This window comes from Shewanella saliphila (assembly GCF_014648295.1).
GTDB lineage: Bacteria > Pseudomonadota > Gammaproteobacteria > Enterobacterales > Shewanellaceae > Shewanella > Shewanella saliphila.
The window spans coordinates 37139-49534 of the sequence record NZ_BMQV01000005.1; the positions used below are offsets into that span (position 1 = coordinate 37139).

Consider the following 12396-nt stretch of genomic DNA (forward strand, 5'->3'; position numbering starts at 1 on the left):
GACACAGACTGAGCACACAATATGAATAACCGAATCGCAATTACCCATATCGGACTTTGTACGCCTTTAGGCAACTCGCCTGAAACAGTGTTGCAGCGCTTGGTCAATGGCGACACCAGTGCCATGCAATATCGTGATGATGTATTGTTTAGCGGCCCAACGATTGTCGGTAGCGTAAATGATGACAGCCTGATTGATATTCCGGCGCATTTACAGCTGTTTGCTTGTCGAAATAATCAATTACTCCATATCGCAGCAATGCAAATTGCTGAGGCTGTGAGCAAGGCTAAAGCGCGTTATGGGGCAGGCAGAATCGGCGTAGTATTAGGCACCAGTACCTCGGGGATCTCCAAAGGTGAAGCCGCATTAGCATACCAACTCGAGCATGGTCACTTTCCACCGAGTTACCATTACTCACAACAAGAGCTGGGCAGCACTAGCGACTACCTCAAGCAGTTATTTGAACTCGAAGGCCCTTGCTACACAGTGTCGACAGCATGTTCATCAAGTGCCAAAGTGTTTGCCAGCGCACAACGATTACTGCACGCAAACTTGTGTGACATGGTTATCGGCGGCGGCGTAGACAGTTTATGCCAATTAACTGTAAATGGATTTAACTCGCTAGAGTCTATTGCTAAAGCACATTGTAATCCGTTTAGCCTAAACCGCGACGGCATTAATATTGGTGAGGGCGCTGCGCTATTTACCTTAACGCGTGGCCAAAGCGACGTCATGCTAGCGGGTATAGGCGAATCTGCCGACGCCCACCATATTTCAGCGCCGCACCCTGAAGGCCTCGGCGCCATTGCCGCCATGAATAGCGCATTAGCTGCGGCAAATATTAAGCCAGAACAAATCGATTATGTTAATTTGCACGGCACCGCCACCCCAAAAAACGATGCGATGGAATCACGTGCCATCACCAAGGTCTTTAGCCCTGCCATACCGCCGTGTAGCTCAACCAAACCCTTAACAGGCCACACCTTGGGCGCTGCTGGCGCCATTGAAGCGGCATTTTGTTATTTGCTGCTTAGCCAGCATAATCAGCTTTTGCAGTTGCCACCGCATATATGGGACGGCCAGGCTGACAATAATGACCCAAGCATCCCCTTAGTGAACACCAACGCTTCACAGCTTGCCAATTCACAACCAGCAAAGTCACTCAACTATATTATGAGTAACTCATTTGCCTTTGGTGGCAGCAACGCCAGCGTTATTTTTTGTAAAAAGGATGCCTAGAGCCATGTCGACCCTTATTGCTGACGCCACACTATTAGCCCACGATATTAGCGAGTTTGTGCCGCATCGTGCACCAATGATTTTGATTGATAACCTCCTAGAACATCAACCTGACAGCTTACTTACGGCTATCTATATTAACGAAGCAAGCGCTTACTTTGACAACACAATCAATGGCGTACCCAATTACGTCGGCATTGAATATATGGCGCAAAGCATTGCCGCATTAGCAGGCGTTGAAGCCAAGTTAATGGGTGACAAAGTACGCGTCGGTTTTTTACTGGGGAGCCGTAAATTACAAATGCACATAGGCCACTTTATCCTTGGGCAAACTTACCACACTAGGGTGAGCCGCCTTTATCAAGAGCCATCTGGTTTAGCGGTATTTGATTGCCAAATATCTCATCAGGGCCATGTGGTCGCCTCGGCAAACGTCAATGTGTTTCAACCACAAGATACCCAGGCATATATCAACGAAAACCAAACAAGCCCTAACTCATAATAATAAAACAGTAGATCATGGAGAGACTTGTGACTAACAGAGTATTAATTACCGGCTCAAGCCGGGGGATCGGCAAAGCCATTGCCATTAAATTAGCTGAAAATGGCTTTGATATTGCACTGCATTTTCACAGCAACCATAGCGCAGCGGCAGAGGTGCAACAAACACTCAGCGCCCTTGGCGTTAATGTGAGTTTATTACAATTTGATATCAGCGATCGTCCTGCTGCAAAACAAGCCATTGAAGCCGATATTGCCGAGCACGGTGCTTATTACGGGGTGATTTTAAATGCTGGCATAAACCGCGACACCGCCTTCCCCGCCATGACCGAAAACGAATGGGACAGTGTTATCCACACCAATTTAGACGGTTTTTACAATGTGATTCACCCCACCATCATGCCGATGGTGCAAGCCCGTAAAGGTGGGCGCATTATTACCCTCGCATCGGTTTCGGGTATTGCCGGTAATCGCGGCCAAGTCAATTACAGCGCCTCTAAAGCAGGTATTATTGGTGCCACTAAAGCATTATCGCTTGAGCTAGCCAAACGAAAAATTACCGTGAATTGCATTGCTCCAGGGTTAATCGAAACCGACATGGTGAGTGACTTCCCAACCGATTTAGTCAACCAAATGGTGCCGATGAAACGCATGGGCAAACCCAATGAAATTGCCGGTCTGGCAAACTTTTTATTGTCAGAGGATGCCGCATACATCACCCGCCAAGTGATTTCGGTCAATGGAGGCATGATATGAAGCGCGTAGTCGTCACTGGTATGGGCGGGATTTCTGCTCTAGGTCAGGATTGGCAGCAAGTTAAGGCCAGTTTATTAGCCAAGCATAATTGTGTTATTCGCATGGATGAATGGGATCGCTATCCAGACTTAAACACTCGCCTCGCGGCGCCCGTGCGTGATTTTGCAGCACCATCACATTACTCACGTAAAAAAATCCGCTCCATGGGTCGGGTGTCGCTTATGGCAACCCGCGCAAGCGAACTGGCGCTAGAAGACGCAGGGCTGTTAAATGACCCTGTATTGAGCTCAGGCCAGGTTGGAGTAGCTTATGGTTCATCCACCGGCAGTACCGACCCTATCATGGGCTTTGGTGACATGCTTAAAACCGGCGAAATGTCGGGACTGACCGCCACCAGCTATATCAAAATGATGGCCCACACTACGGCGGTAAATATCGGGGTGTTTTTTGGCTTGCAAGGCCGTATCCACACAACAAGTAGCGCCTGCACCTCTGCCAGCCAAGGCATAGGTTATGCTTACGAAGCGATTAAATACGGTATGCAAACCATTATGCTCGCCGGCGGCGGTGAAGAGCTGTGTCCAACGGAAGCCGTGGTATTTGATACCTTATTTGCCACCAGCACTAAAAATGATACTCCCGAGCAAACCCCACGCCCATTTGACAGTCAGCGCGATGGTTTAGTCATAGGAGAAGGAGCCTGCACGTTAATACTCGAGGAGTTAGAACACGCTCAAGCTCGTGGGGCAACAATCTATGCAGAGCTTGTTGGCTTTGGCACCAACTCAGATGGTCAACACGTGACCCAGCCCAATGCACACACCATGGAAGTGGCCATACGTTTAGCGTTAAAAGACGCTAAGCTGTCGCCGCAAGACATTGGCTACATTAGCGCGCATGGTACTGCGACAGACCGTGGTGACATTGCCGAAACCACAGCAACTCATGCAGTTTTTGGTGCAAACACGCCAATATCATCACTTAAAAGCTATACCGGCCACACGCTTGGCGCCTGTGGCTCACTCGAAGCCTGGACCAGTATCCAAATGATGAATGAAGGCTGGTTCGCACCCACATTAAACCTTGATGATGTCGACCCTGAATGTGGCGAGCTAGATTATATCAAAGACGATATTCGCCAACTTGATACCCAATACATCATGAGCAACAACTTTGCCTTTGGTGGCATCAATACTTCACTGATTTTTAAACGCTGGAACTAAGAAACTACTCACATGATAAAGGACATAGCATGACAAAAAATGTAGCAAGTATGGCTATCAGCGGATTACTGATCGCCGCAGGATTATTGAGCTCGTTATTCTCCCCACTAGTCAGCGCACAAGAACCGATAGCACAAGAACAGCAATACCAGGCGATATTTCAAGGCGACAATCACGCTCAACAAATACAGGCCATTGAAACCTTAATTATTTCAGGGCCGCAAGATGTCGCCGTATATGATGCGATAGAAGCGTCGCTTAAACAGAGTTTAACCAGCGCGACTGACAAAAAGGCTATCGATTATTCATCCTGGCTGGCAAAGGGTTTAGGCTATTCTGGTAACGAGAAATATCGCGCTACGTTAACTCAAATCGCAGAGGGTGATTACCATAAAAAATTACGTAAGTATGCTAACGAGGGCATCAGCAACATTAGCCAGTACGCCATTTGGAATCCCATACTGCACGCGCAAACGCATGTCGATTTATCGCCACGGTTAAATGCATACAGCAATGCATTAACCAGTGATGACCTGATATTAATCCGCATCGCCGCTAAGCGGATCATGTATGAGCGTGAATATAGCGAGGTAATGTTAACTCAGCTCAGTGAACAACTCACTCAGCCGCGCCTGCTTGACGACAGCCGTTTAGCCATTGATACCTATGCCTGGTTAGCCAAAGCCTTGGCCAGCTCTGGTAACGATAAGTTTAAAGCAGTCATTGAAGATATGGCTAACAACGCAACTAACAGAAAACTGCGCAGCTATGCCAAAAAGTATTTAAAAACCTATTTTTAAGTGCTTATACCCAATCAACTTGAAGAGACGTGTTTCAGAGCTTCACCGTGTTTTCAATACTAGGCGCGTTAATGCGGTAATGTAGGTACCTTATAAATTAGCGCAACAACGCTCTTGATTTAATAATCAGGGAAACACGGTGAAACTCCCAAAGGGCAAGTTTTACACGCGTTTATGCTGCGTTATTGATTTTGGAAAGGGAATAACCATTACCCGCTATCAATGCCTTGTCTAAACGCGTGTAAATTCTTGCTGAAATCGAGCATCTTCAGGTTGTTTGGGTATATACCAATATTTAGATGTTTCTATCTAAGATAAAATAAAAAACAGATGTGAGCCGTCATGCTGACATCTGTTTTATTTCAAAGTCTACCTGCTCTACACGCTACACTTTGTAGGCTGCCGCCTTGGCTTGATAGTCTTCAGTAATACGCTTCATGTCTACCGCGCCCACAGCAAGCTTTTGCACCTGCTCAGACAACACAACCACCGCTTTAGCATTTTCTAAAATTTCAGCACCAATTTGATTAAGTTTATTGGCTTGTTCTTGAGTGCCATTGGCAACATTGTTACTTAAGGTAGAGACCTGGCCAATTTGTGCAGCGCGTTGCGCTAAGCCTTTGGCAATATTATTGGTATGCTGCACGTTTTCTGAAGTGCGTTTTTTACCTTGATCCATTGAGTCGACAGTTTTGAGCATACTGGTATTTAATCGGCTTAGTACCTTCTCAATCTCATCGGTTGAATGACTCGTACGCTGTGCAAGCGCCCTGACCTCATCAGCAACTACTGCAAATCCGCGACCACTTTCACCCGCTCTGGCCGCTTCAATCGCGGCATTGAGCGCCAGTAAATTGGTTTGCTCTGAAATACTGCGAATAGCTTGTAGCAATGAGGTGATTGCACCTACATCTTTGGTCAGTTCTGTTAATGACTCTGTCACCTCTGTGGTGTCAGTTTCAAGCAATTGCATGTCTTTCATAATGCCTAAGGCACTTTGGCTGTCGCTAATGCTTGAGCTTGCTGCGTCTTTGGCTTGCTCTGCCGATAATTGACTGTCGTGAGCCATTTGTTGAAACTGCTCGATCACCATGTGTGTGGTATCGGCAATCACATGAGCTTGATGGGTTTGCTGCTCTACAGAATGCTGAGCCTTATCACTTAAACCCATTAAATTATCTGAGGTGTTAGCCATTTTTTTAGCTATATCACGATAATCGTGAAACAACTGAGACAGCTCTTCAAGCATGACGTTAAACGACCTTTCTGCAGGGGTGTCTGCCGATGGTAGGCGCACAGACAAATCTTTATTGGCTGAAATGGTTTCAATAGCGCCAGCAATGCGTTGATTAGCCACGGCATCTGTACGCATAAATAAGCCTATGCGGATTAAAATAAAGGTCTCGGCAGCAGCAAAGAGTGCATGAACAAACACTATGTTCCAATTACATTCACCCGCAAAAATCATCACTGGCGTATCAAAAAGGCTCACGCCTTGCAGCTGGATATAGGTCAAACCAATATGATGCACTGCTACCGTTAATAATGCCGCCAGTAAGGGTTGCCAGCGTAAATAAATCAGCAACACCCCCATTGAGGCAAAAATATGAAAATGCATCTCCAGCATGCCCATCTGGCTTTGAATCAATAATGCCGATACGGTCATCATGATCACCGCTGCCACAATAGCAAACAGCTCTGTACCTCTCAGTAAGCTATAACTTAACTGCACTAACACCACAATGGCGATGGCAGAAAAGCTACTAAAAGTCAGCACTTGCGCACCAAAAAAGCCACTCAAAAACAGCAGCGGTGCCTGCAGCATTAAAATCTGGTAAATATATAAATCATGCTTTTTTAGCAAGGTGGTGGTTTGATTATCATTCATAAACAGGCCTAAAGATCAGATGAAATAATTTGTTTAAGCTCAAGCAACATTTTTGATACTGAAAGTTGCCTGGCGGTATATATCCTTACAAGTTGTCCATCCGGGGACACTAAAAATAGTTTACCGACATGATTGATGCTACGGAGTTCTTGATTGATATTTTCAGATAATTGCCGATCGAGGCGCTGTAACTCATCATCTGATAATGATGCACTCACAAAGCGAGGCGATCGATCATCAACTACACTTTTCCGCACTGCTGGAGTGTCGTTTTGGGGGTCAATCGTCACAAACATAAATTGCACCTCAGCTCCAGTTAGCAAAGCATCCTGCTGTATGTGTTGCTCCAATTGAATCATTTGTTGGACCCGTATCGGGCATATTTCAGAGCACGATAAAAACCCTAAAAATAAGTAAGTATATTTGCCCGCGGACGCAGGAAACTGATGCGACTGCTGTTCAACGTCTTGCCAAGTAAAGCGTAAATGTTGGCTGTCGTTAATATTAATGCCGTAAGCTTGATCGTCTTGATACCATTGGCTTAACACCATAAGTATAGGGATCGTTCCTAAGCACATACAAATTAATACCGACGCTATAACCACTTTATTTAACTGCATAGGTTAACGCCTTGTTGTGTCTTGTGACCGTCATACTCAACAATATAATTATAGCTGAATTGACTCAATTGCAATGGCTCTACACTGAGGGTGCCATGTGCAAATATTGCCAAGGTGGCTGTGAGTGGAATGTTGATACGCTGAAAACTACTGCTTGGATCAATAAAAGCTCGCAAGTATTAAAAAGAGTGTTGGGCGCCCAAAAACAAAAACGCCCAAACCGGTTAAGTTTGGGCGTTATACATTAGTGAATATGATTACACTTACAAGGCAATCGCATCGATAGCCAGTTTAGCTTGGCTAATACCCGCCTCGGCCGCATCAGGGCCCATGTTCAGCGCTTCAGCGTATACAGTTTCTACCTGAGTAATACCAATAAAGCCCAGTACCGTGGTTAAATAAGGCACGACATGATCGGTTGTACCGCCTTTATGTGCGCCGCCACGCGTGGTGACAATAATCGCGCGCTTACCTTCAATTAATCCCACTGGACCTGTGTCAGTATAAGTAAACGTCACACCTGCACGAGCGATAAAATCAATCCAACTTTTTAAGGTGGTCGGAATACTAAAGTTGTACATAGGCGCAGCTATCACAATGGTGTCATTGGCTTTAATTTCAGCGACTAATTCGTTCGACAATGCCACTGCAGCTTGTTGGCGCTCTGACAAATTGTCGCCGCCACGTAAACCTGCAGCAATCTCGCCATCTAACATAGGCACTGGGTTGCTGCCAATATCACGCACGGTCACTTCCACGCCTTGTTCGCTCCACTGATGATTTGCATAATCAACCAGTGATGAAGATTGTGAGTATTCGCCTAAAATGCTCGATTTTAACATTAGTACTTTTTTCATCGGTAATTCCACCTGTCTGGTAATGTTTATTCAGTGAGGTCTCTACATGATCGACCAATGGAATCAGTATATTTAACGATAAAAAAGAAAAATAGCGGAATAATTTAGCGATTAAGTTCGATTTTATAGAAAGGTTTAATTTGATGGTGTTTTAGGAATAGAGACATAGTGGCCAGTAAACGCAGCACACAGTAAGTCGTCACAATACAGCCCAACATCCAACATCACTTGCGCGCGCACTCCCTCGGCTAAACTAGAGATATCTGTGTTAGGCCAAATGACTTTAGCAACGGGCTCTGCGGTAATGGGTTTGATGTATTTGACGCTTGCATCTGCGATAACAATGTCACCTTGTAATGTTAACCTTTGTTGCTGTAACCACAGCATCCCCCAGCCGGTTAGGGTCATTAAGGTATAAATACTGCCGGCAAACATGGTGTTATGCAGGTTAATATTTGGTGCTAATGGCGCGGTGACCTGCAGTTCGGTACCACTAAAGCTGAGCGGCTTAACCTGCATAAACTGGCTCAAAGGGATCGTGCTATGCCATGTATTTTGTAATTGAGATAACAGTTCGCTAAAACCACTACCGATTGGCATTACATTGTCTTGTGACATTACCACTCCTTATCACCTATGGCTTACTTAAAGCTAAACCTGCAAATTAAAGGTCACAGGACCATCATTAATCAGCTCTACCTGCATGTCGGCAGCAAACTGACCGGTTTCAGTCTCAACCCCTTGTTGGCGACAAAAAGCCACAAAGTCGAGATACAATTGCTTAGCTTGATCTGGCGTTGCTGCACATGAAAAACTCGGCCTTAAACCTTTTGCGGTATCTGCTGCTAAGGTAAATTGCGACACGACTAACAGCTTACCGCCAACTTGCGATAAATTGAGGTTCATCTTGCCATTGTCATCGCTAAACACCCGGTAGTTCATGACCTTGGTCGCCAGTTTAGCTAATTTTTCGGCATTGTCTTCTCGCTCAACACCTAATAGCACCAGTAAACCTTGATCAATTTTACCGACCACTTCGTCATCTACCGTAACAGACGCACGCTTGACGCGTTGAATTAATGCAATCATAACAACCTAATATTATTGAATATAAAAAGGATGTTTATCTTTGTTTATTTTTTATCAACAAAGATAAACACGCCCTAAAAACCCATTAAGACTTTTCTATTGATGAGTCGCTTACTGCTTTGTCATGTGACTGTGATGACGCAACAACAGGATCATGCACATTCATCTTCTGCGTTTTATCTGTTGTGCTTGATGCTTCACCTTCGGTAAAAATTTCGGCTTTCATTTCTTCTGCTATCACCGCCAGTTCTTCTAAATATTCTGGCAATGCGGCGGTAATTTCTGCCCCTAACAACACAATCATCCACGACAAATACACCCACACAAATAAAATCGGGATAACCGCTAACGCGCCATATATCGCTTCATAACTCGGAAACTGCGTCACATAAAAAGCAAAACCTTTTTTACCCGCTTCAAACAATACCGCCGCAACAACCGCCCCGAGTAGCGCATGTAAAAAATGGACTTTTTTGTTGGGCACCACCATGTATAACAGCAATATTGAGGCCACCGAAAACAACAGTGGAATACGTTCAACAATCCACGGCACAATGCCCGATAATTCGCTGCCTATAACTACCTCGAGCGACACCACATAAGATGTAGCAACTAGGCTGGCACCAATCAATACAGGCCCAAGGGTGAGTACCATCCAGTACATTGAAAATGACACCACATACGAGCGTTTATCTGTAATCCGCCAAATATTATTTAACGCTTTGTCGATGGCCGATATCAGCATGATGGCGACAAAGACTAATGCGATAATACCAACAAACGTACCCTTAGAAGCGTTAGCGACAAACTCGTTGATATACACTTGCACCGTATCACCGGCTGCAGGAATAAAGTTGTTATAAATAAACCCTTCAATCTTACCTCTAATGCCTTTAAACACCGGAAACGCCGATAACATCGACATGGTCACGGCAACCATGGGCACTAACGACAACAAAGTCACATAGGCTAAATGGCCTGCGCGAATATTAATTTGGTCTTCGGCGAGGCGTTGCTTAAGGTGCAGTAAGAACTGGCCAATACCAGTAAAAAACTCGACAAATGGTCTGAAATCAAACTTCTTGGGCATAATAATCCTTATTTCATAGTCCGTTAGTGGAGATAACATTTGTATTAAGCCACTAACTTCGTACAATGTTATAACATATTAGCGCTAAAAGAATGGAGCAAATTAATGTCTCAACAAGGTTCGGCGGGTAATGTCCTCGCAGCAGTAGCAAGTTTATTTTTTCCTGGCCTAGGCCAGCTTTTACAAGGACGAATTTTAGCGGCATTGTTGTTTTTCTGTATCACTGCCACGTGCTACTTCTTTTTCGTCTTAGTAATCCCCGCCATTATTGGTGGCTTGTTCCATTTATGGAGCATTATCGACGCTGCAAAATTTAAGTCAGGCAGTTAAATAATCAGATAGTTAATCTCACATAGATTGCTGTCGCCTCAAACAATAAAGAGACACATTGATGAAAAAATGGATATCACTGGCACTATTAAGTAGCAGTTTACTGTTGAGCGGTTGTCAAAGCGCCTATTACGGTGCCATGGAAAAAGTCGGCTATCACAAGCGCGACATTATGGTAGACCGGGTTCAAAACGCCAAAGAGTCACAAGAAGAAGCTCAAGAGCAATTCAGTTCAGCCCTAGAAGAAATGCAAGCACTGCTCGCATTTGATGGCGGCGACTTAGAAGATGCCTACAACAAAGCCAAAGACGAATATGAGTCAGCCCAAACTGCAGCCGACGAAGTCACCAGCCGCATTGATAAAGTAGAAGATGTCGCCGACGCATTATTTAACGAATGGCAAGATGAGATCACCGAAATCAGCAAAGCCAGCTTACGTCGCAATAGCACCAATAAGCTTAACGAAACCAAACGAGCTTACTCATCGCTCGTAAAAAGTATGCGTCGTGCAGAAGCTAAAATGCCGCCGATTTTAACCGCCATGAAAGATAATATGCTCTATCTAAAGCATAATCTAAATGCGCAAGCGATTGGCGCGATTAAAGGTGAGTTTGCCAGCTTACAAACTGACATTTCAAGCTTGATTAATGAAATGAATAAATCGATTGAAGAGTCGAACAAGTTTATTGAGTCAATGGAACAAGGTTAGTCGCTTTAACTGCGGCATCGCGATTAAGTGATTTAAGTATTGGCTATCTGAGCATAGCCAATACCACTTAAGCGCACTACTCTATTGGTGACGAATCCACAGGTAATACGTTATGGCTAAATATTTGTTTTAATACCACTGTGGTTTCAATATTAGATACGTATTTTAAGTTACCCAAAGACTTTTTAATAAACTGCTCGTAAGTCACTAAGTCTTTTGCGACGATTTTTAATAAATAATCGTGCGACCCCGTCACCACTGAACACTCCATTACTGCAGGTAATTGTGCCACAGTGCTTTCAAATAATGCGGTAGACTCGTCAGAATGTTCGCTCAAACGCACCGACGCATAGACCACCACATTCAAACCAACTTTTGCAGGGTCGACCTGAGCACCATAACCTACAATCACTTTATCAAGCTCCAGCTTTTTGACTCGACGTAAGCAAGGGGTGTCAGACATATTCACTTTGTCAGCTAATTCAGAAACCGCCATTCGGCCTTGACGTTGTAATATTTCAAGTAGTTTGAGGTCTTTCTTATCCATTATACAGATCGCTTTATGCTGAGTGATTATTGATATAAATATCATATTTTTGAGTGAAATCCTCTACAAATCTGATTTCGAATCAAAACGATTAAGAGAATTATCCAACAAGTTGCAATGGTACTTGCAAGTATCATTGCTACCAACAAAAATGCCATGACGTTATCTTCATGGCATTGGCTTTACCTTGTGACATTAACCGTATTAACAGTCGTCTATATCCACTTCTACAAGCGGTTGCTCACCTGCTGCTAATGGTTGTGAGTAACGGATTTCACACTTGTTTGCATCGTAGTCGGCATCAGGGCGAATACGTAAGCCAGAACGGCCTGATGAGGTATAAGTGGTTAATTCGAATTCGCCACCAGCAGAGGTATCAGCAATATTAATCATTCTTGCAATACCTGCAGTCGCGGTATGACGAGGATAACCATAAGCGAGCGTAATCGATTGGCCTTGAACGGTAATACTGTTACCCAAACTATTGCCCGTTGTGGCAGGTGCAGTTTCATCGCAACTGGTACTCATCACACATGCTGAATACACCATGGTTTTACCGCTACTAATGGCAGCAGCAACACCTTGCATTGAACTGGCATAAGCATCACTTTTTAAACTGATAAATTTTGGGGCTGCAACAACCGCTAACACACCCAAAATAATGATCACCACCACTAACTCAATTAAGGTAAAACCGTTAGGTCTAACCTGTGTGTGGTGAGTTATTTGAGCTAATCGAGTCATTAC

General features: G+C 44.5%; 15 protein-coding genes. 7 read left to right on the forward strand and 8 right to left on the reverse strand.

Translation table 11 applies throughout. The features are described 5' to 3' along the window. Positions 1–21: 21 nt before the first annotated feature. The 5 genes from IEY48_RS04065 to IEY48_RS04085 are packed head-to-tail and all read left to right on the forward strand — an operon-like array spanning position 22 to position 4519. The gene (locus IEY48_RS04065) at positions 22–1239 is read left to right on the forward strand and encodes a beta-ketoacyl-[acyl-carrier-protein] synthase family protein (protein ID WP_188917526.1); all 1218 of its coding nucleotides are present in this window, start codon (positions 22–24) and stop codon (positions 1237–1239) included. A 4-nt stretch (positions 1240–1243) separates the two neighbouring features. Further along, positions 1244–1741, forward strand: a complete 498-nt coding sequence (locus IEY48_RS04070) for a hotdog family protein (protein WP_188917528.1) — start codon at positions 1244–1246, stop codon at positions 1739–1741. A gap of 29 nt (positions 1742–1770) precedes the next feature. Then, positions 1771–2496: a 3-ketoacyl-ACP reductase FabG2 gene (locus IEY48_RS04075; protein WP_188917530.1), complete on the forward strand. Its 726-nt coding sequence runs from the start codon at positions 1771–1773 to the stop codon at positions 2494–2496. After that, a complete protein-coding gene (locus tag IEY48_RS04080) occupies positions 2493–3719 on the forward strand; it encodes a beta-ketoacyl-ACP synthase (protein ID WP_188917532.1) in 1227 nt (408 codons plus the stop codon). Before IEY48_RS04075 ends, IEY48_RS04080 begins: the two co-directional genes overlap by 4 nt. Before the next feature lie 29 nt (positions 3720–3748). Beyond that, the gene (locus IEY48_RS04085) at positions 3749–4519 is read left to right on the forward strand and encodes a hypothetical protein (RefSeq protein WP_229786311.1); all 771 of its coding nucleotides are present in this window, start codon (positions 3749–3751) and stop codon (positions 4517–4519) included. Between the two features lie 385 nt (positions 4520–4904). On the opposite strand, the gene IEY48_RS04090 is transcribed toward IEY48_RS04085, so the two are convergent. From IEY48_RS04090 to IEY48_RS04115, 6 genes are all read right to left on the reverse strand, one after another. Continuing rightward, positions 4905–6407 carry a methyl-accepting chemotaxis protein gene (locus tag IEY48_RS04090; protein WP_188917534.1) on the reverse strand — a complete coding sequence of 501 codons (1503 nt, stop codon included), beginning with the start codon at positions 6405–6407 and terminating at the stop codon, positions 4905–4907. Between the two features lie 8 nt (positions 6408–6415). After that, positions 6416–7027, reverse strand: coding sequence for an SCO family protein (locus IEY48_RS04095; protein WP_188917536.1), 612 nt, complete (start codon positions 7025–7027; stop codon positions 6416–6418). A gap of 263 nt (positions 7028–7290) precedes the next feature. After that, positions 7291–7884: an FMN-dependent NADH-azoreductase gene (locus tag IEY48_RS04100; RefSeq protein WP_188917538.1), complete on the reverse strand. Its 594-nt coding sequence runs from the start codon at positions 7882–7884 to the stop codon at positions 7291–7293. 135 nt (positions 7885–8019) lie between these two features. Continuing rightward, positions 8020–8502: a thioesterase domain-containing protein gene (locus IEY48_RS04105; protein WP_229786312.1), complete on the reverse strand. Its 483-nt coding sequence runs from the start codon at positions 8500–8502 to the stop codon at positions 8020–8022. Between the two features lie 33 nt (positions 8503–8535). Beyond that, on the reverse strand, positions 8536–8973 hold the full coding sequence (gene dtd, locus IEY48_RS04110; RefSeq protein ID WP_188917540.1) for a D-aminoacyl-tRNA deacylase: 438 nt from the start codon (positions 8971–8973) through the stop codon (positions 8536–8538). Positions 8974–9058: 85 nt separating this feature from the next. Continuing rightward, positions 9059–10063 carry a virulence factor BrkB family protein gene (locus IEY48_RS04115; protein WP_229786313.1) on the reverse strand — a complete coding sequence of 335 codons (1005 nt, stop codon included), beginning with the start codon at positions 10061–10063 and terminating at the stop codon, positions 9059–9061. A gap of 105 nt (positions 10064–10168) precedes the next feature. On the opposite strand from IEY48_RS04115, the gene IEY48_RS04120 reads away from it, so the two are divergent. Further along, positions 10169–10393 (forward strand): hypothetical protein, encoded by a 225-nt coding sequence (locus tag IEY48_RS04120; RefSeq protein WP_160051946.1) that lies wholly within the window; start codon positions 10169–10171, stop codon positions 10391–10393. Between the two features lie 61 nt (positions 10394–10454). Further along, the gene (locus IEY48_RS04125) at positions 10455–11102 is read left to right on the forward strand and encodes a DUF2959 domain-containing protein (RefSeq protein WP_188917542.1); all 648 of its coding nucleotides are present in this window, start codon (positions 10455–10457) and stop codon (positions 11100–11102) included. Between the two features lie 76 nt (positions 11103–11178). Here IEY48_RS04125 and IEY48_RS04130 read toward each other — a convergent pair whose 3' ends face one another. Then, a complete protein-coding gene (locus tag IEY48_RS04130) occupies positions 11179–11652 on the reverse strand; it encodes an Lrp/AsnC family transcriptional regulator (protein ID WP_229786323.1) in 474 nt (157 codons plus the stop codon). 201 nt (positions 11653–11853) lie between these two features. After that, a complete protein-coding gene (locus tag IEY48_RS04135) occupies positions 11854–12393 on the reverse strand; it encodes a type II secretion system protein (protein ID WP_188917546.1) in 540 nt (179 codons plus the stop codon). Between the last annotated feature and the right edge of the window lie 3 nt (positions 12394–12396).